The organism is Burkholderia sp. Ax-1719 (assembly GCF_011753055.1).
Classification (GTDB): Bacteria; Pseudomonadota; Gammaproteobacteria; order Burkholderiales; family Burkholderiaceae; genus Paraburkholderia.
On record NZ_VWWJ01000006.1, the window covers coordinates 38,787 to 57,014 of the forward strand.

Annotated in this window: 18 protein-coding genes; 13 read left to right on the forward strand and 5 right to left on the reverse strand. The window is 65.2% G+C overall.

What is annotated here, in order from left to right; all coding sequences use genetic code 11:
• Nucleotides 1-14: 14 nt before the first annotated feature.
• The 3 genes from moaA to F3J17_RS36580 all read right to left on the reverse strand — a co-directional run bounded on the left by moaA (nt 15) and on the right by F3J17_RS36580 (nt 5,732).
• Nucleotides 15-1,133 carry a GTP 3',8-cyclase MoaA gene (gene moaA, locus F3J17_RS13570; RefSeq protein WP_167058943.1) on the reverse strand — a complete coding sequence of 373 codons (1,119 nt, stop codon included), beginning with the start codon at nt 1,131-1,133 and terminating at the stop codon, nt 15-17.
• A gap of 217 nt (nt 1,134-1,350) precedes the next feature.
• Nucleotides 1,351-4,713 carry an Rne/Rng family ribonuclease gene (locus F3J17_RS13575; RefSeq protein ID WP_167058946.1) on the reverse strand — a complete coding sequence of 1,121 codons (3,363 nt, stop codon included), beginning with the start codon at nt 4,711-4,713 and terminating at the stop codon, nt 1,351-1,353.
• A gap of 890 nt (nt 4,714-5,603) precedes the next feature.
• Nucleotides 5,604-5,732: a hypothetical protein gene (locus F3J17_RS36580; RefSeq protein ID WP_345891199.1), complete on the reverse strand. Its 129-nt coding sequence runs from the start codon at nt 5,730-5,732 to the stop codon at nt 5,604-5,606.
• Here F3J17_RS36580 and F3J17_RS13580 point away from each other — a divergent pair.
• The 4 genes from F3J17_RS13580 to F3J17_RS13595 all read left to right on the forward strand — a co-directional run bounded on the left by F3J17_RS13580 (nt 5,700) and on the right by F3J17_RS13595 (nt 8,895).
• Nucleotides 5,700-6,620 (forward strand): RluA family pseudouridine synthase, encoded by a 921-nt coding sequence (locus F3J17_RS13580; protein WP_345891195.1) that lies wholly within the window; start codon nt 5,700-5,702, stop codon nt 6,618-6,620. The two genes, F3J17_RS36580 and F3J17_RS13580, sit on opposite strands and share 33 nt — an antisense overlap.
• Nucleotides 6,621-6,737: 117 nt before the next feature.
• Nucleotides 6,738-7,397, forward strand: coding sequence for an HAD-IA family hydrolase (locus tag F3J17_RS13585; RefSeq protein ID WP_167058952.1), 660 nt, complete (start codon nt 6,738-6,740; stop codon nt 7,395-7,397).
• The gene (locus F3J17_RS13590) at nt 7,394-7,810 is read left to right on the forward strand and encodes a Rieske 2Fe-2S domain-containing protein (protein ID WP_167058955.1); all 417 of its coding nucleotides are present in this window, start codon (nt 7,394-7,396) and stop codon (nt 7,808-7,810) included. The genes F3J17_RS13585 and F3J17_RS13590 overlap by 4 nt, the downstream gene beginning before the upstream one ends.
• 77 nt (nt 7,811-7,887) lie before the next feature.
• Nucleotides 7,888-8,895: a S49 family peptidase gene (locus F3J17_RS13595; RefSeq protein WP_167058958.1), complete on the forward strand. Its 1,008-nt coding sequence runs from the start codon at nt 7,888-7,890 to the stop codon at nt 8,893-8,895.
• Between the two features lie 88 nt (nt 8,896-8,983).
• On the opposite strand, the gene F3J17_RS13600 is transcribed toward F3J17_RS13595, so the two are convergent.
• Nucleotides 8,984-9,706 carry an SAM-dependent methyltransferase gene (locus F3J17_RS13600; RefSeq protein ID WP_167058961.1) on the reverse strand — a complete coding sequence of 241 codons (723 nt, stop codon included), beginning with the start codon at nt 9,704-9,706 and terminating at the stop codon, nt 8,984-8,986.
• Nucleotides 9,703-10,341, reverse strand: a complete 639-nt coding sequence (locus F3J17_RS13605) for a Maf-like protein (RefSeq protein WP_167058964.1) — start codon at nt 10,339-10,341, stop codon at nt 9,703-9,705. The genes F3J17_RS13600 and F3J17_RS13605 overlap by 4 nt, the downstream gene beginning before the upstream one ends.
• A gap of 346 nt (nt 10,342-10,687) precedes the next feature.
• On the opposite strand from F3J17_RS13605, the gene F3J17_RS13610 reads away from it, so the two are divergent.
• The 9 genes from F3J17_RS13610 to F3J17_RS13650 all read left to right on the forward strand — a co-directional run bounded on the left by F3J17_RS13610 (nt 10,688) and on the right by F3J17_RS13650 (nt 18,190).
• Complete coding sequence (locus F3J17_RS13610; protein WP_167059697.1) at nt 10,688-11,305, forward strand: DUF177 domain-containing protein; 618 nt, start codon at nt 10,688-10,690, stop codon at nt 11,303-11,305.
• Between the two features lie 143 nt (nt 11,306-11,448).
• Nucleotides 11,449-11,628, forward strand: a complete 180-nt coding sequence (rpmF, locus tag F3J17_RS13615; RefSeq protein WP_018441573.1) for a 50S ribosomal protein L32 — start codon at nt 11,449-11,451, stop codon at nt 11,626-11,628.
• A 154-nt stretch (nt 11,629-11,782) separates the two neighbouring features.
• Nucleotides 11,783-12,949 carry a phosphate acyltransferase PlsX gene (gene plsX, locus F3J17_RS13620; protein WP_167058967.1) on the forward strand — a complete coding sequence of 389 codons (1,167 nt, stop codon included), beginning with the start codon at nt 11,783-11,785 and terminating at the stop codon, nt 12,947-12,949.
• Nucleotides 12,949-13,938 (forward strand): beta-ketoacyl-ACP synthase III, encoded by a 990-nt coding sequence (locus F3J17_RS13625; RefSeq protein WP_167058969.1) that lies wholly within the window; start codon nt 12,949-12,951, stop codon nt 13,936-13,938. The genes plsX and F3J17_RS13625 overlap by 1 nt, the downstream gene beginning before the upstream one ends.
• 146 nt (nt 13,939-14,084) lie before the next feature.
• Entirely contained in the window at nt 14,085-15,023 is a 939-nt protein-coding gene (fabD, locus tag F3J17_RS13630; RefSeq protein WP_167058972.1) for an ACP S-malonyltransferase, read from the forward strand.
• 29 nt (nt 15,024-15,052) lie between these two features.
• A complete protein-coding gene (gene fabG / locus F3J17_RS13635) occupies nt 15,053-15,802 on the forward strand; it encodes a 3-oxoacyl-ACP reductase FabG (RefSeq protein ID WP_167058998.1) in 750 nt (249 codons plus the stop codon).
• 169 nt (nt 15,803-15,971) lie between these two features.
• The gene (gene acpP, locus F3J17_RS13640; protein WP_004197638.1) at nt 15,972-16,211 is read left to right on the forward strand and encodes an acyl carrier protein; all 240 of its coding nucleotides are present in this window, start codon (nt 15,972-15,974) and stop codon (nt 16,209-16,211) included.
• 204 nt (nt 16,212-16,415) lie between these two features.
• A complete protein-coding gene (fabF, locus tag F3J17_RS13645) occupies nt 16,416-17,657 on the forward strand; it encodes a beta-ketoacyl-ACP synthase II (protein ID WP_167059001.1) in 1,242 nt (413 codons plus the stop codon).
• Between the two features lie 131 nt (nt 17,658-17,788).
• On the forward strand, nt 17,789-18,190 hold the full coding sequence (locus F3J17_RS13650) for a protein YgfX (RefSeq protein ID WP_167059004.1): 402 nt from the start codon (nt 17,789-17,791) through the stop codon (nt 18,188-18,190).
• Nucleotides 18,191-18,228: the final 38 nt, after the last annotated feature.

Genomic DNA, 18,228 nt, shown 5'->3' on the forward strand with positions numbered 1-18,228 from the left:
GGGCAGGCGGCGGATCAGCCGCCGATATACGACATTTCGATGCGCCGTTCTTCGCTGGTCGCGGGTGCGGCGGCGCTGCCGCGCAGTTGCGAGTAGCGGTCGGCGCGCTGTTCCCAGATTTGCGCGATGGCGGCGGAGAGGGACGCGTCGCTGGCCTCGCCGCGCACCAGTGCGCGCAGGTCATAGCCCATCGAGGCGAACAGGCACAGGTAAAGCTTGCCCTCGGTCGACAGACGCGCGCGCGTGCAGTCGCCGCAGAACGCGCGCGTGACGCTGGATATCACGCCGATCTCGCCCGCGCCATCGGCATAGCCCCAGCGCTGCGCCGTTTCGGCGGCGCTGTGCGCTTCGAGCGGCACGAGCGGGAAGTGTTCGGCGATGCGCGCGACGACATCGGCGGAAGGCAGCACTTCGGCCATGTTCCAGCCGTTGGTCGCGCCCACGTCCATGTATTCGATGAAGCGCAGCGCCACGCCCGAGCCGCGGAAGTGGCGCGCGAGCGGCACGATTTCGCTGTCGTTGGTGCCACGCTTGACGACCATGTTGACCTTGAGCGGCGCGAGGCCGACCGCCTGCGCGGCGGCAATGCCGTCGAGCACATCGCCGACCGAAAAATCGGCGTCGTTCATGCGGCGGAACAGGGCGTCGTCCAGCGCGTCGAGGCTCACGGTGACGCGCGTGAGACCCGCGTCGCGCAGCGAGCGCGCCTTGCGGGCCAGCAGCGAGCCGTTGGTGGTGAGCGTGAGGTCGAGCGGCGCGCCATCGGGCGTGCGCAGTGCGGCGAGGCGCTCGATCAGGAATTCGATGTTCTTGCGTAGCAGCGGCTCGCCGCCCGTGAGGCGAATCTTGGTGACGCCGTGCGCGACGAAAAGCCGCGCGAGACGCTCGATCTCTTCGAGCGTGAGCAGCGACGAGTGCGGCAGGAACGGATAGTCCTTGTCGAACACGGCGCGCGGCATGCAGTACACGCAGCGGAAATTGCAGCGATCCGTCACCGAGATACGCAGGTCGCGCAACGGCCGCGCGAGCGCATCGACCACCTCGCCCGACGGCGCGCGCACGGACGCCGCCGCCGGCTGGACGCTGGGCGGCAAGGTGCGGGCATCGGTAACGGGGATGATGCGTCGGGACATGGTTTCTACGTGCTGGGTACGGTCGGCGAAATTCGCTCGATGCCTCGATTTTAGCCGAAGCATACGCCCCACACCGGCGAGGGTGAACGCTGATATATCAAAAAAAAGCCCGCCGATATGTTGGCGGGCTTTTTGCCGCGGTGCGCAATTGCGCACCGGATCGGAAGGGCGCCGGAGACGCCGGCGAGGGCGTTCCGGGGCCAGAGCGCGTCGGGGTTTAGCCCTGACGGCCCGTTTCCACTTGCTGCATCGGTGCTGCGTCGACCGGCGGCAGGGCCTTGCGCTCGCGCGGCACGCGCGCGGGCTTGACCACCTGGGCCGCCGCTTCCTGCGCAGCGCGCAGCTTGGCGGTGTCGGTGTTCACCCACACGAGGCCCGCCGATTCGAGCATCGGAGCCAGCGCTTCGCCGGTTGCGGCTGCGGCTGCCGGAGCGGCTGCAGGGACGGGCGTAGCAGCGGGTGCCGGTGCTGCGGTTTCGACTTGCGCCAGGGCGGCCGGAGCGGCTTGAACCGCTTGAGCCGTTTCAACAGCTTCGACGCGCGTTTCGACCGGAGCCGGTGCGGGCTGAGCAACCACTGCGGGTTGTGCAGCTTCGACAGCTTGCGGAGCTTCGGCGTGCGGCGCTTCCACGCGGTCTTCACGTGCCACCGGCAGTTCGACTGCGGGTGCTTCGACTGCGGGTGCTTCGACCGGCGCGGCAGGCGCCTGAGCAACCGGAGCGGCCTCGAGCGGCGCAACCGGAACCACCGGCGCAACGGGTTCAGCGACCAGAGCGACAGCCTCGACCGGCGTGACCGGTGCGACAGGCGCAGCCGGAGCCGGAGCAGCAGCAACGGTTTCAACCGCAGCCGGAGCCGCCGGAGCAACCGGCGTTTCCGTCACTTGCACAGGCTGGCTTGCTGCCTGCGTGGCTTCAGCTGCTGCGGCAGCCGCAACCGGCAGAGCCGTCACAACCACGGTCTCGGCGACCGACGTATGCACGACCGCTTCCGATGCCGGCGTTTGCGCAACCGGTGCGTCAGCGTGAGCTTCGGTCACTGCGCCTTCATCCGAACCTTCGCCTTCCGCGCCTTCGAGTGCTGCCGAGCCTTCTGCATCGCGCTCGCGACGACCGCCACGGCGGCCGCGACGGCGACGACGACGCTCTTCACCTTGCGGCGCTGCACCGTCTTCGTCGAAACCGGCCTGGTTCACGCCATCGGTGAGGGCGGCTTGTGCGGCGTCAGCGGTTTCCGCATCGTCGCCTGCGCTAGCGGCTTCGAGACGGGCTTCCTGAGCCTCGGCGGCTTCCGGCTGCTGACGGCGGCGTTCGCCACGTTCAGCACGCTCGCCACGTTCACGGCGCTCACCCCGTTCTGCGCGTTCCTGACGCTCGCCGCGCGGTGCGGCTTCTGCGGCTTCGGTGCGCTCCTGACCACGTTCGACGCGCTCGATGCGCTGCTCACGCGGTTCGCGCGCTTCACGTTCGGCGCGCGGCTCGCGGGCTTCGCGTTGTTCGCGCGGCTCACGTGCCTCACGCGGTGCGCGTTGTTCACGCGGCTCGCGGGCTTCACGTTGTTCACGCGGTTCGCGGCCTTCGCGTGCCTCGCGCGGCTCACGGCCTTCACGCGGCTCGCGGGCTTCACGTTCCGGACGGCCCTGACCTGCGCGCGTGCCGGTCGCGGCTTCGCCACGGCCCGCTGCATCGCGGCCACCGGTGCGGCGGTTGCGATTGTTACGATCGTTGCGATCGCCCGAAGCGGCCTTGTCGCCGCGATCGGTGCGCTCACCACGCTCGGCGCGTGCCGGACGGGCTGCCTTGTCCTGCGTGGCGACCGGTGCCGGTGCGGGTGCCGCTGCCGGCGCGCCGCCAAAGAGGCGCTTGATGAAGCCGAAGAAACCACCGCCGGCTGCTGCCGCCGCGACCGGAGCGGCCACGGGTGCTGCCTCGACGGTCTTGACCGGTGCGGACGGCGCCGGACGTTCCGGCGTGATGCCCTTCACCGCGGCTTCCTGCTTGGGCTTGGCTTCGGCGTTGCGCTTGCTGTAACCGGTTTCCGATTCCAGTTCGCGTGCGGCTTCCTCGGCCATCTTCCACGAAGCGCGCGGATCGTCCAGGCGCGCATCGTCGTGACGCAGACGCTCGAGCTTGTAGTGCGGCGTTTCGAGATGCTTGTTCGGGATCAGCACGACGCCGACCTTGAAGCGCGACTCGATCTTGTTGATTTCCGAACGTTTTTCGTTCAGCAGGAAGGCGGTCACTTCGACCGGCACCTGGCAGTGGATCGCTGCCGTGTGCTCCTTCATTGCTTCTTCCTGGATGATGCGCAGGACCTGAAGCGCCGACGATTCCGTATCGCGGATATGACCCGTGCCGTTACAGCGCGGGCAGGTGACGTGGCTGCCTTCCGAGAGGGCCGGGCGCAGACGCTGGCGCGACAGCTCCATCAGGCCGAAGCGCGAGATCTTGCCCATCTGCACGCGTGCGCGGTCGTGGCGCAGGGCGTCCTTCAGGCGTTGCTCGACTTCGCGCTGGCTCTTGGCCGACTCCATGTCGATGAAGTCGATCACGATCAGGCCGCCCAGGTCGCGCAGACGCAGCTGGCGCGCGACTTCGTCGGCGGCTTCCAGGTTGGTGCGCGCGGCGGTTTCCTCGATGTCGGCGCCCTTGGTGGCGCGCGCCGAGTTCACGTCGATGGCGACCAGCGCTTCGGTGTGGTCGATCACGATCGCGCCGCCCGAGGGCAGCGGAACGGTGCGCGAGTACGCCGTTTCGATCTGGTGCTCGATCTGGAAACGCGAGAACAGCGGCACATCGTCGTGATACCGCTTCACCTTATTGACATTGTCCGGCATCACGATATCCATGAAGGCGCGTGCCTGGTCATAGATTTCGGTGGTGTCGATGAGGATTTCGCCGATATCGGGCTGGAAGTAGTCGCGGATCGCGCGGATGACGAGGCTCGACTCGAGATAGATCAGCATCGGCTGACCGGTCGTGCCCGCCTGCGACGCGGCTTCGATGGCGCGCCACAGTTGCAGCAGGTAGTTCAGGTCCCACTGCAGTTCTTCGGCGGAGCGGCCGATGCCGGCCGTGCGCGCGATGATGCTCATGCCTTCCGGCAGTTGCAGCTGCGCCATGGTTTCGCGCAGTTCCTGACGGTCGTCGCCCTCGATGCGGCGCGACACGCCACCGCCACGCGGGTTGTTCGGCATCAGGACGAGATAGCGGCCTGCGAGCGAGATGAACGTGGTCAGGGCAGCGCCCTTGTTGCCGCGCTCTTCTTTCTCGACCTGAACGATCAGTTCCTGGCCTTCCTTGAGGGCGTCCTGGATACGCGCGCCGCGCATGTCCACGCCGTCGCGGAAGTATTGACGGGCGACTTCCTTGAACGGCAGGAAGCCGTGGCGATCTTCGCCGTAGTTGACGAAACACGCTTCGAGCGACGGCTCGATGCGGGTAACGATGCCCTTGTAGATATTGCCTTTGCGCTGTTCGCGACCGGCGGTTTCGATGTCGATGTCAATCAGCTTCTGTCCATCGACGATGGCGACGCGCAGTTCTTCCTGCTGCGTCGCGTTGAACAGCATTCGTTTCATTGAACGACTCCAGTGCGGCTGCACACGCTACCCGTGACACCCTGGAGGTATCCGGCGCTTCGCCGGACGGCACAGGGACGGGCAGCGGCAAGCCGCGCCTTGTTGTGTTTTCACAAGCACGCTGGAGCGGGAAAGATGGCGGGGAGAATTGCCGTTGAGGCGGCCGGCCGGCGTTGCGTTGCCAGGGACGGGCCGCGTGGGCACATGCGAAATACGTCTTCAAGAAGCGAAGAGACGTGCCGGCGGGGCACGGTTTTTCCTGCGCTTCCACTGATCCGTCAGTTTCGTCTGCTGCGTGCGCCGGCGGCAAACTGCGCCACGCACGACCGCAACAGGAAACAAACCGCAGCCGCGAACTGCGCGCGCTGCTGGCTGGATCTGCTTCGCGGCCTTCGCTGTCTGCTGAAGGGCCGCGTATGGGAAGCTAACAGGAACGCCCGTCTTCCCCCTCGGGTGTCTCGCCACTTTTGACGTCGCCATGTCCCGCACGTTGCCAGGACAAATCGGGCGCTCGCCGTATTTTCGCAGCCGTCGCGTCGTTCCGCGGCCGCATCGAAATCGCTTCGGGCGCGCGGCGCGACGCGCCGGATGAATTCTTTATACCAACCTTCCGTTACCGTCGGAGCCCGGTGCGACCGAACGTGCCTGTGGGCGCCGTCCCTGCCGTCGGGTGTTCCGTGCGTGCAACTCGTTGCTTCTCTTAAGACAGGGTGAGCAACCAGCCCCGGGCGCAAGTAAAATAACTGTTTATCGCTTGCTGCCTGCGCGTTTCGCGTGGTTTCAGGTCCGGAAGATCCCCCTTGGATAACCATCGGGCGGATCGGGAACTTTATGGCCGTTGGGCCAACCTTCGCGTCAGCGTTGGGCAAATTATATTCAGAATGAAAGGGTTAGGCAAAATATCCCAGAATCAGGTCGCAAGTGACCAGGTTTCCTTCGTCGAGATCGACGACGGCGCCGCCGGTCAGCGGATCGACAACTTCCTCCTGCGCGTCTGCAAAGGCGTGCCGAAAAGCCACATTTATCGCATTTTGCGTAGCGGCGAAGTGCGCGTGAATAAGGGGCGGATCGACGCGCAATATCGTCTCGAACTCGGCGATGTCGTGCGCGTGCCGCCCATCCGCATCGCCGAAAAAACCGCGCCAGAACAGGCGCCGGTGCCCGCCGCCGAGTTCAAGGTGCTGTTCGAAGACGAAGCGATGCTGGTGATCGACAAGCCGGCGGGCGTCGCCGTGCATGGCGGCAGCGGCGTGGCGTTCGGCGTGATCGAGCAGTTGCGCGAGGCGCGGCCGCAGGCCAAATTCCTCGAACTCGTCCATCGACTCGACCGCGAAACCTCGGGCGTGCTGATGCTGGCGAAAAAGCGCGCGGCGCTGGTCGGTCTGCACGAGCAGATGCGCGACAACAAGACCGACAAGCGTTACTACGCTTGTGTGCATGGCGACTGGGCCAGCGACTGGGGTCGCCGCCGGGCGGTTAAGGAGCCGCTGCACAAGTATCTGACCCCGGAAGGCGAGCGCCGCGTGCGCGTGCAGCCGGACGGTCAGCCCTCGCATACGGTTTTCAATCTGGTGGAGCGCTGGACGGAATACGCCTTGCTCGAAGCCGAACTGAAGACCGGCCGCACGCACCAGATCCGCGTGCATCTGGCGCATCTGGACCTGCCGATCGTCGGCGACGCCAAGTACGGCGACTTCGCCCTCAACAAGGCGCTGGCGCGCACCAACGCGAAGCCGGGCCTCAAGCGCATGTTCCTGCACGCGCACCGGCTCAAGCTCACGCACCCGATCACGGGCGTGCCGCTGCAGTTCGAAGCGCCGTTGCCGCCGGAATTGCGCCGCTTCGTCGATGAACTGCGCGCGCAGCGTGAGGCGGCGGGCGAAGGCTCCGCCGCGCAACCCGAATAAGGGTTCGGATCCGGCGTGGCCGCATAGCCCGCCGGTTGTTGCGAAGGCGGGGCACAATGCGGCCCGACGACGGAAATACACCGGACTTAAGAACAACAGTGTTTGGAGAAGGACCGAATGGCCCGAGAGCAATTTGACCTGATTGTGTTCGACTGGGACGGCACGCTGATGGACTCGACCGCCCACATCACGCGCAGCATCCAGGCCGCCTGCCGCGACCTGAGCCTGCCCGTGCCCGGCGACGAGGCCGCGAGCTACGTGATCGGCCTTGGCCTGCGCGAAGCGCTGCAGATCGCCGCGCCCACGCTCGACCCCGCCGATTACCCGCGCCTCGTGGAGCGCTATCGCATCCACTATCTGCTCAAGGATCAGCAGACCGAGCTGTTCAAGGGCGTGCGGGAAATGCTCACCGAACTGCGCGACACCGGCTATCTGCTGGGCGTGGCGACCGGCAAGAGTCGCGTGGGCCTGAACCGCGCGCTGGCTGACGCCAACCTCACGAGCCTGTTCGACGGCACCCGTTGCGCCGACGAAACCTTCTCGAAGCCGCACCCGGCGATGCTGCACGAACTCACGCGCGAACTGGGGCAGGATCTGGGCCGCACCGTGATGATCGGCGACACCACGCACGACCTGCAGATGGCCGCGAACGCGGGCGCGGCAGGCGTGGGCGTGGGTTATGGCGCACATTCGGCGGCGTCGCTGGAGGCACTTGCGCCCCAGTTCATCGCCGCCGATGTGGCCGAACTCGCAGCGTGGCTGCGGGAGCATGCATGAACGCTGCGCTTGAATCGGGCGAATCGGACGAAACGGGCGCGCCCGTGCGCGTGTGCGCGGCAGAAGACCTCGCCGATGGCGGCGCGGGCGTGCGCGTGAACGCGTCCTATGCGGGCGGCCCGGCTGTGGTGTTCTTCGTGCGCTTCGGCGGCGAGGCCTACGGCTACCTGAACCGCTGCGCGCATGTGCCGATGGAACTCGACTGGGTGGAAGGGCAGTTTTTCGAGTCGTCGGGGCTTTATCTGATGTGCGCGACGCACGGCGCCATCTATCAGCCCGAGACCGGCAAATGCGTGGGCGGCCCGTGCCGTGGCGGGCGTCTGCGCGCGGTGCGCGTCGAGGAACGCGACACGCCCGATGGCCGTGCGGTATTCTGGCTGCCGGACGCGGACCTGATTCCGGCCCCGACCTGATTTTTCCGCCGACTTTTGGCCCGATTCTTTTGCCCGATTCTTTGGCCCGATTCGATCGCTGATTCCAACACTTACGCATGTCAGATAAACCGACCCCCGATTCGAACGAGCCGCCGCGCCCCATGCATTCGGGCAAGGTGGAAGCCGGTCATGGCGGCTGGGAGCGCGAAGCGCTCGAACGCATCGCCATGGCCGCCATCACCGAGCAGCGCGCGGCGCGGCGCTGGCGCATCTTCTTCCGCTTCGCCTTCCTCGCCGTGCTGGTGCTGATTGCGTGGAGCGTGTTCGACTTCTCCGGCGCGCGTGTCGAAGGCGGCGGCCGTCATACGGCGCTGGTGTCGCTCGATGGCGAGATTTCGTCGGATACGCCCGCCAACGCCGAAGACATCAATAGCGCCCTCGACAGCGCCTTCGACGACGACGGCACGGCCGGCGTGATCCTGCATATCGACAGCCCGGGCGGCTCGCCGGTGCAGGCTGGCATCATCAACGACGAGATCCACCGGCTGCGCGCGAAATATCCGGCCATCCCGCTTTATGTGGTGGTGGGCGATATGTGCGCATCGGGCGGGTACTACGTCGCGGCTGCCGCCGACAAGATCTACGTGAACAAGGCCAGCATCGTCGGTTCGATCGGCGTGCTGATGGACGGTTTCGGCTTTACTGGCCTGATGGACAAGCTTGGCGTGGAGCGTCGTCTGCGCACTTCCGGTGAAAACAAGGGCTTTTACGACCCGTTCTCGCCCGATACGCCGAAGATGGACGCGCACGCGCAGGAAATGCTCGACCAGATTCACCAGCAGTTCATCGACGCCGTGAAGGCCGGGCGCGGCCAACGTCTGAAGGATTCGCCCGATATCTTCTCGGGCCTGTTCTGGACCGGCCAGAAGAGCGTGGAGCTGGGCCTCGCCGACGGTTACGGCGACACCGATTTCGTCGCGCGCGAGGTCATCAAGGCGCCCGACGTGGTCGATTACACGGTCAAGCAGAGCATTTCCGACCGCGTGGCCAAGAAGTTCGGCGCGAGCGTCGGCGCGGGCGCGGTGCATTCGCTGATTTCGGGCGCGAAGCTTTCGGTGCGGTAAAACGCCGCAAGTTCCGCGCTGATGAAGCAAAACGGCCGCTGCATTTCGTGCAGCGGCCGTTTTATTTCTGGCGTGAGTTCACGCAGATTCAGTTCGCCAGCAGCAGGAAGATCGCCGGGCGCTTGTGCAGGTCCGGCGTGGGCTTCTTCTTCCAGTCGGACACGGCGCGGCTGAGAATCGTCTCGGTGGGCAGCGTGAGGTCGGCGGCCACGCAGATGAGCGTCGACGGCGCGCAGGTCGACAGCAGCGTGTCGAGCATCGCTTTATTGCGATACGGCGTTTCGATGAAGATCTGCGTCTGCTTCGCCTTGCGCGACGTCTGTTCAAGCTCGCGTAGCTTCTTGATGCGCTCGTTGGCGTCCACCGGCAGGTAGCCGTGGAACGCGAAGCTCTGGCCGTTCAGGCCCGACGCCATCAGCGCGAGCAGGATCGAACTCGGCCCGACCAGCGGCACGACCTTGATGCCGCGTTCGTGCGCGCGGCGCACCAGCAACGCGCCGGGATCGGCCACCGCGGGCACGCCGGCTTCGGAGACGAGGCCCGTATCGATGCCGGCCAGCAGCGGTTTGAGCAGCTTGTCGATTTCGCCGGCCGGCGTGTTGACGTTCAGCTCGTGAATCTCGATTTCCTGGATCGGGCGCGTGGTGCCCACACGCTTGAGGAACGCGCGCGTGGTCTTGGCGTTCTCGCCGATGTAGCTCGCGAGCGTGCCCGCGCGCTCGCGCACCGGCGCGGGCAGGGCGTAGGCGAGGGCGGCTTCGTCACCGTCGCCGAGCGTGTTCGGGATCAGATAGAGGGTGCCCGTGCTCATGCTTGCGTCTCCAGCAGCGAATAGCCCGCGGCCAGCAGCATGCGCGTGAGCGCGATGAGCGGCAGACCGATCAGGGCAGTGGGGTCGTCGGATTCGATGGCTTCGAGCAGTGCGATGCCCAGACCTTCGGATTTGGCGCTGCCCGCGCAGTCGTACGGCTGTTCGGCGCGCAGATAGGCGTCGAGCGCGGCGTCCGGCAGATCGCGAAAGCGCACTTTCGTCACGACATCGACGCTATCGGTCTGGCCAGTCGAGGTGTCGAGCAGGCTCAGGGCGCTATGAAACAGCACTTCGCGGCCGCGCATGGCCTGCAGTTGTTCGAGCGCGCGCTCGTGCGTGCCCGGCTTGCCGATCTGGCGGCCGTCGAAGGTGGCCACCTGGTCGGAGCCGATCACGAGCGTGCGGCCCGTGCCGGGCGGCAAGGCAGCAGCAATCGCGCGCGCCTTTTCGACCGACAGGCGCAGCGCCGTGGCTTCGGGCGTCTCGCCCGCGTGCGGCGTTTCATCGATGTCGGGCACGGCGGTGCTGAACGGAATGCGCAGGCGTTCGAGCAGTTCGCGACGGTAGCGCGAGCTGGACGCGAGGATCAGCGCGGGGCGACCCTGGGTTTGAGCGGGCGAAGAATCTGGCAGCATGGTTGGAATTGAGCTGAGTCTGAGCTGGAATACTGCGGGTATACATTAGGGACAGAGACTGGCGTTGCGGCCAGTTGTATTGTCGCCCTCGGACAGGAGCTTAAGTGTTTGACTGACAAAGATAAAGGCGCTATGATTTTGGGCTTTTCATCGGTACGTTCGCCTTGTCACGTCTGTCAGGCCGGCAAGAAGCTGTGAAGTAGTTATGAAGCAGCTATGAAGCAAGCGCGTAGCCGATGCGGTGGGGATCAAGCAAGGATCAGGCAGCCGATCGGTAAATCAGGCCGTTCACATCAACCGGCTTGCATCGCTTGCAGGTCGCATGTTTGAAGCAGGAGAGGCTCACATGACCGAACAGCTCAACCCACGCGATATCGATATTTTTGAATTTGCGCGCAGTGCACGCGACGCGGCCGGTATGGTCCGCCTCGGACAGTTGCCACGCATATTGAATGAAGTCCCGGCCGATGCGCCCGATCGCGACACCGCGTTCACCTGGCAGGCCGAAGGCTTTACGCAGCCGGAATTGCAGGATGACGGCACCCATGCTCCGCAGCCGTATCTGCGGCTCGTGATCCACGGCGGCGCCTGGCTCACGTGTCAGCGGTGCCTCGCTCCCTATGAGCAGGCCTTCAATGCCGATGCGGTCTTCCGTATCGTCCAGACGGAAGAAGAGGCGGATGAGTTTCCGCTCGACGACGATGAAGTCGAAGTGATCGTAGGCTCACGCCATTTCGATCTCGTCGACTTGATCGAAGAGGAGTTGTTGCTCGCCTTGCCGCTCGTGCCGAAGCACGAAGTCTGTCCGGAAATTCACGAAAGCCTCGCCTCGGGTCCCGATGGCGCGGAAGGCGTGGACTCCGTGGACGACGTGCCGGAGCAGGAGATCGAGACGGAAGAGCGCATCAACCCTTTTGCGGCGCTCGAATCGCTCAAGAAGGACGGTCCCGGCAGCAAGCACTGAGCGTCGGTTGTTACTGACTATCAGGCGGCCGCAGGGGCAGCAGTTTCAGATACGTGGGCCTGAGCCCGGAGTCCGGCCATCCCCCAGGGTGGCGGCGGCCGGATCGGGCTGTGTTAGAATTCGGAAAATTTTCAGGAGTTATCATGGCAGTTCAACAAAACAAGAAGTCGCCGTCGAAGCGCGGTATGCACCGCTCGCACGATTTCCTTACGGGCGCTCCGCTGGCTGTCGAGCCGAGCACGGGTGAAGTGCATCTGCGTCACCACATCAGCCCGAACGGCTACTACCGCGGCAAGAAAGTCGTCAAGACCAAGAACGACTAATCGTTCCAGCGTGCAGCGCGGCGGCTCCGGGTTCGTCCAGGAGCCATCCAGCAGCGCCGCACATGGCGATTCCGTTCGCTTGACAATTGTTCGGCTCGGCAAAAAAGGCGGCATTCAACTGCCGCTTTTTTGTGCCTGAAATTCGTCGCATTCCATGACTGTTACGCTCACGATAGATTGCATGGGAGGCGACCACGGCCCGTCGGTGACGGTGCCCGCCGCAGTCCATTTCGTCCGCTCCCACCCCGACGCGCATCTGCAGCTCGTGGGCATCGAGACGGCGATCCGCGCCCAGCTCAAGAAGCTCAAGGCGCAGGACCTCCCCGCACTTTCCGTCGTTCCCGCCACCGAGGTCGTCGAAATGGACGATCCGGTCGAAGTCGCGCTTCGCAAGAAGAAAGACTCGTCCATGCGCGTCGCGCTTAATCGCGTGAAAGAGGGCGCGGCGCAGGCCTGCGTGTCGGCTGGCAACACCGGCGCGCTGATGGCCGTGTCCCGCTACGTCCTCAAGACGCTGCCTGGCATCGAACGCCCGGCCATCGCCTTTGCGCTGCCCAATCCGCGCGGCTATACGACGATGCTCGACCTTGGCGCGAACGTCGATTGCGAACCGCAGCATCTGCTGCAGTTCGCCGAGATGGGCCACGCGCTCGTCGCGGCGCTCGAAGGCAAGGAACGCCCGACCATCGGGCTTCTGAACATCGGCGAAGAAGTCATCAAGGGCAATGAAACCATCAAGCGCGCCGGCGAACTGCTGCGCGCGAGCACGCTGAATTTCCGCGGCAACGTCGAAGGCAACGACATCTACAAAGGCAGCGTGGACGTGATCGTCTGCGACGGCTTCGTGGGCAATGTCGCGCTCAAGACGTCGGAGGGCCTCGCACAGATGCTCAACGACATGATCAAGGAAGAGTTCGGCCGCTCGTGGTTCACGAAGCTGATGGCGATCGCCGCCTTGCCGGTGCTGATGCGCTTCAAGAAGCGCGTCGATCACCGCCAGTACAACGGCGCGGCGCTGCTCGGCCTGAAGAGCCTCGTCATCAAGAGCCACGGCTCCGCTGACGCCTACGCGTTTGAGTGTGCGATCAATCGCGGGTATGATGCCGTCAAAAATGGCGTGCTGGAGCGTTTGGCCCGCGCCATGGAAGACAACGCCGGTTCCTTCGAACAGGCGTCCGGCAGCCAGAGCGCTGCCCCGTCGACTCCCGACAGCCCGGCCGCGAGCGCATCCGCGAGTGAAGCTGGCCAGGCGGCAGACGCCGCCCAGCCCGTCCCGCCCGCCGCGGCATCCACCTCGAAGGCATCATCCTCGAAGGCATAATGGCTCAACCGACTCTCTATTCCCGCGTGCTCGGCACGGGCAGCTTCCTTCCGCCTGAGCGCGTCACCAACCAGGATCTGGCCGAGCGCCTCGCCGCCAAAGGCGTCGAGACGAGCGACGAGTGGATCGTCGCCCGCACGGGCATCCACGCGCGCCACTTCGCGGCGCCGGACGTCACCACCAGCGATCTCGCGCTCGCCGCTTCGCAGCGCGCCATCGCCGCTGCCGACGTCGATCCGCAGTCCATCGACCTGATCATCGTCGCCACTTCGACGCCTGATTTCGTGTTCCCGAGCACCGCCTGCCTGCTGCAGAACAAGCTCGGCATCCGCAATCACGGCGCGGCGTTCGACGTGCAGGCCGTGTGTTCGGGCTTCGCCTACGCCGTTTCGGTTGCCGACAGCCTGATCCGCAGCGGCCAGCACAAGACGGCGCTGGTGGTGGGCGCGGAAACCTTCTCGCGCATCCTCGACTTCAACGATCGCACCACCTGTGTTCTGTTCGGCGACGGCGCGGGCGCCATCGTGATGCAGGCCTCGGAAGAACCGGGCGTGCTCGCGAGCGCTCTGCACGCGGACGGCAGCTACGCGCACATCCTGTGCACGCCGGGCAACGTGAACGGCGGCGTGATCGCGGGCAACGCGTTCCTGCACATGGACGGCCAGGCGGTGTTCAAGCTGGCGGTGAACGTGCTGGAGAAGGTCGCCATTGAGGCGCTCGACAAGGCGCAGCTCACGGCCGACCAGATCGACTGGCTGATTCCGCACCAGGCCAACATCCGCATCATGCAGGGCACGTGCCGCAAGCTCGGCCTGCCGGCTGAGCGCATGGTGGTGACGGTGGGCGATCACGGCAACACCTCGGCGGCATCGATTCCGCTCGCTTTCGACGTCGCAGTGCGCGACGGCCGCATCAAGCGCGGCCAGAACGTGCTGATCGAAGGCGTGGGCGGCGGTTTCACCTGGGGCGCGTCCGTCATCCGCTACTGATTTCCGAGCGGGCTTTCGCGCTCCCGCCCGGCAGGCCGCACGCACTCGCGTTTGCAAGAGGGTTTGCAAGCAGCGCGACGTGCGCGGTCCGCGGCGGTTCAACCGAGCGCATCGCCCATCCGTTTTGACCGAATTTTGGGGAAGTCATGAAATTCGCATTCGTTTTTCCGGGCCAGGGCTCGCAGGCCGTCGGCATGCTCGACGCCTTCGCCGATAACGCCATCGTGCGCGAGACGGTTCAGGAAGCGTCCGACGCGCTGGGCCAGGACATCGGCAAGCTGATCGCCGAAGGTCCGGCCGAAGAACTCAATCTCACCACCAACACGCAGCCGGTCATGCTCACCGCCGCTTACGCCGTCTATCGCGCGTGGCAGCAGGCAGGCGGCCCGGCTCCGGCAATCGTCGCGGGCCATAGCCTCGGCGAATACACGGCGCTGGTCGCCGCGGGCGTGCTCGCATTCCGCGACGCGGTGCCGCTGGTGCGCTTTCGCGCCCAGGCGATGCAAAACGCCGTACCGGTGGGCGAGGGCGGCATGGCCGCGGTGCTAGGTCTGGACGACGACACCGTGCGCGCGGTCTGCGTCGAAGCCGCAGCAGCCAGCGGCGGCGTGGTCGAAGCCGTCAACTTCAACGCGCCTGCACAGGTCGTGATCGCCGGCCACAAGGCGGCGGTCGAGAAAGCCTGCGAAGTCGCCAAGGCGAAGGGCGCCAAGCGCGCGCTGCCGCTGCCGGTGTCGGCGCCGTTCCACTCGTCGCTGCTCAAGCCGGCGTCGGACCAGCTGCGCGAGTATCTGGCGAACATCACGCTGAACGCGCCGGTCATCCCGGTCGTCAACAACGTCGACGTGGCCTTCGAAACCGATCCCGCGAAGATCCGCGACGCCCTCGTGCGTCAGGCCGCAGGCGCGGTGCGCTGGGTCGAGTGCGTGCAGGCAATCGCCGCGCAAGGCGCGACGCACGTGATCGAATGCGGCCCGGGCAAGGTGCTCGCCGGCCTCACGAAGCGTATCGACGGCAATCTGGTCGGCGCTTCGGTGTTCGATCCGAAGTCGCTCGAAGAAACGCTCGCGCTTCTGAACGCGTAACACGCGCATAACTCGCAACGGATTCGAAGATGGAAAAGACTCTCGACAATCAAGCCGCAATCGTCACCGGCGCCTCGCGTGGCATCGGCCGCGCGATCGCGCTGGAACTGGCGCGCCAGGGCGCGACGGTGATCGGCACGGCAACCAGCGAAGCGGGCGCGCAGGCCATCACGGCAGCGTTCGAGGAAGCGGGCGTGAAGGGCCGCGGCGCGGTCCTCAACGTCAACGACGCAGCTGCGGCAGAAGCGCTCATCGACGCGACGGTCAAGGAATTTGGCGCTTTGGCGATTCTCGTCAACAATGCGGGCATCACGCAGGACAACCTGGCGATGCGCATGAAGGACGACGAATGGGATTCGGTGATCGACACCAACCTGAAGTCGGTGTTCCGTCTCTCGCGCGCGGTGCTGCGCCCCATGATGAAGGCCAAGGGCGGCCGCATCATCAACATTACGTCGGTGGTCGGCTCGTCGGGCAACCCGGGCCAGGCCAACTACGCGGCGGCCAAGGCCGGCGTCGCGGGCATGACGCGCGCACTCGCGCGCGAGATCGGCAGCCGCGGCATCACGGTGAACTGCGTGGCGCCGGGCTTCATCGATACCGACATGACCAAGGATCTGCCCGCTGAGCAGCAGGCCGCGCTCAAGCAGCAGATTCCGCTGGGACGTCTGGGCAGCCCGGAAGACATCGCTCACGCGGTGGCGTTCCTGGCCTCGCCGCAGGCGGGCTATATCACGGGCACGACGATGCACGTGAACGGCGGCATGTATATGTCTTAACCGGATTCAGGTACTATCCGCGCCTTGAAGCATCCGACGAAAGGATCCGTTAGATGCGGGCGCGGACAGCCGTTCCGGAACCGCAGGTGCGCTGCTTTTCTGCCAGGTCAAACCTGATAAAATGCGCGCACTCGCATTCATGAGCTAACTTTTTTCCCTTGGAGGGGTAATGGACAACATCGAACAGCGCGTCAAGAAGATCGTCGCCGAACAACTGGGCGTCGCCGAAGCTGAAATCAAGAACGAAGCTTCGTTCGTGAACGATCTGGGCGCAGACTCGCTCGACACCGTCGAACTGGTGATGGCCCTCGAAGACGAATTCGGCATGGAAATCCCGGACGAGGAAGCCGAGAAGATCACGACGGTCCAGCAAGCTATCGACTACGCTCGCGCGAACGTCAAGGCCTAATCAGCCTTCTTCCTGTTGGGGCCGGGCGCGCCATCGGCGCGCATGTAGTACCAACGGCCCGCAAGGACGCTCGCCCGTGAAACCGCATATGGCCGCCGCACGCGTTGCGAGGCATCTGCCGGTCAACTAGCCACAGGGCTCACAGGAGCATTTCCTGTGGCCTCTGTGGCTTTTGTTTTTGTCATCTATGGAAAAGGGGTTACCGTGAGCCGCCGTCGAGTTGTTGTTACAGGCCTGGGGCTGATTTCGCCTGTTGGCAATAATGTTGCCGACGGCTGGGCCAATCTGGTCGCCGGCAAGTCTGGCATCGCCAACATCACGAAGTTCGACGCCACGAACTTCTCGACCCGCTTTGCGGGCGAAGTGAAGGGTTTCAACGTCGAAGAGTACATGCCGGCCAAGGAAGCGCGCCATATGGATACGTTTATCCATTACGGCATCGCTGCAGGCATGCAGGCGCTCAAGGACAGCGGCCTCGAAGTCACCGAAGCGAACGCGGAACGCATTGGCGTGAACGTGGGCTCGGGCATCGGCGGTCTGCCGATGATCGAAGTCACGCAAACCGAACTGCTCAACCGCGGCCCGCGCCGCATCTCGCCGTTCTTCGTGCCGGCCTCGATCATCAACATGATCTCGGGCCATCTGTCGATCAAGTTTGGCCTCAAGGGCCCGAACCTGTCGATGGTCACGGCATGTACGACCGGCCTGCACTGCATCGGTGAAGCGTCGCGTCTGATCGAATACGGCGACTGCGACGTGATGATCGCCGGTGGCGCGGAATCGACCGTGTCGCCGCTGGGCATCGGCGGCTTCGCGGCGGCGCGTGCGCTCTCGCAGCGCAACGACGATCCGGCAACGGCAAGCCGTCCGTGGGACAAGGACCGTGATGGTTTCGTGCTCGGCGAAGGCGCCGGCGTGATGGTGCTCGAAGAGTACGAACACGCGAAGGCGCGCGGCGCGAAGATCTACGCGGAAATCGGCGGCTACGGCATGAGCGGTGATGCGTATCACATGACCGCTCCGCTGGAAGACGGCGACGGCGCACGCCGCTGCATGATCGCGGCGATGAAGAACGCCGGCGTGAACGCGGACGAAGTGAACTGGCTCAGCGCCCATGGCACGTCGACCCCGCTGGGCGACCTCGCGGAAACCACCGCGATCAAGCGCGCGTTCGGCGACCACGCAAAGGACATCGTCGTGAACTCGACGAAGTCGATGACGGGTCACTTGCTGGGCGGCGCGGGCGGTCTGGAATCGGTGTTCACGGTGCTCGCCGTGCACAACCAGATCTCGCCGCCGACGATCAACATCTTCAACCAGGATCCGGCTTGCGACCTGGACTACTGCGCGAACACCGCGCGGGACATGAAGATCGACGTCGCGCTGAAGAACTCGTTCGGCTTTGGTGGCACGAACGGCACGCTCGTCTTCAAGCGTCACGCTTAAGGCTTGACGGCCCTGACGTGATCGCCTCGAGCGACACCGCGGCCGCGCCGGCGCAACACTGCGCGCCGGCCGGCCGCGACTCTCTTTCTCCTGCCCGGCGCGTGTATGCGCCGCGTAGTCCTCGCATTGCCTTGCGCCCGTCCTGGGTGCTGCAGGGCTTGCTGCTCATCGGAATTGCGATAGCCACGCTGGCCTTGCTTGTCACGCTGACGCCGGGGTTTGGCGGCCTGTGGCGAGCGTTGCTGCCTGCATGTTCACTGGCCGCTGCCGGCGGTCTTGCCTTCGCGGCATGGCGTCGTGCGCAGCCGGCCTATATCGAAATCGGGATCGATCGCTTCGCGGCGTTTTCGCGCTCCGGAGCGTGTCTCATGGATGGGCGGCTGAGCGGTGCGGCCCAGTGGGGCGGGGCGCTGCTTTCGCTCGTGGTCGAAGCGGGCGGGCAACGTCGCAGTCTGCTCGTCGCCGCCGATTCGGTCGATGCCGAGTCGTTCCGTCTGCTTGCGGTGGCGGCGCGCAGCGCGTCCGGCCGCTGAATTCCCGTCTTTATCCGCGTTTTTCCCTTCCGTTTTTC

Bases quoted from the DNA above. Each gene is read 5' to 3' on its own strand.
- moaA (WP_167058943.1), bottom strand. From the start codon at position 1,133: ATGTCCCGACGCATCATCCCCGTTACCGATGCCCGCACCTTGCCGCCC.
- F3J17_RS13600 (WP_167058961.1), bottom strand. From the start codon at position 9,706: ATGAGCACGGGCACCCTCTATCTGATCCCGAACACGCTCGGCGACGGT.
- fabD (WP_167058972.1), top strand. From the start codon at position 14,085: ATGAAATTCGCATTCGTTTTTCCGGGCCAGGGCTCGCAGGCCGTCGGC.
- F3J17_RS13610 (WP_167059697.1), top strand. From the start codon at position 10,688: ATGACCGAACAGCTCAACCCACGCGATATCGATATTTTTGAATTTGCG.
- rpmF (WP_018441573.1), top strand. From the start codon at position 11,449: ATGGCAGTTCAACAAAACAAGAAGTCGCCGTCGAAGCGCGGTATGCAC.
- F3J17_RS13575 (WP_167058946.1), bottom strand. From the start codon at position 4,713: ATGAAACGAATGCTGTTCAACGCGACGCAGCAGGAAGAACTGCGCGTC.
- F3J17_RS13605 (WP_167058964.1), bottom strand. From the start codon at position 10,341: ATGCTGCCAGATTCTTCGCCCGCTCAAACCCAGGGTCGCCCCGCGCTG.
- plsX (WP_167058967.1), top strand. From the start codon at position 11,783: ATGACTGTTACGCTCACGATAGATTGCATGGGAGGCGACCACGGCCCG.
- fabG (WP_167058998.1), top strand. From the start codon at position 15,053: ATGGAAAAGACTCTCGACAATCAAGCCGCAATCGTCACCGGCGCCTCG.
- F3J17_RS13625 (WP_167058969.1), top strand. From the start codon at position 12,949: ATGGCTCAACCGACTCTCTATTCCCGCGTGCTCGGCACGGGCAGCTTC.
- F3J17_RS13595 (WP_167058958.1), top strand. From the start codon at position 7,888: ATGTCAGATAAACCGACCCCCGATTCGAACGAGCCGCCGCGCCCCATG.
- acpP (WP_004197638.1), top strand. From the start codon at position 15,972: ATGGACAACATCGAACAGCGCGTCAAGAAGATCGTCGCCGAACAACTG.
- F3J17_RS13585 (WP_167058952.1), top strand. From the start codon at position 6,738: ATGGCCCGAGAGCAATTTGACCTGATTGTGTTCGACTGGGACGGCACG.
- F3J17_RS13590 (WP_167058955.1), top strand. From the start codon at position 7,394: ATGAACGCTGCGCTTGAATCGGGCGAATCGGACGAAACGGGCGCGCCC.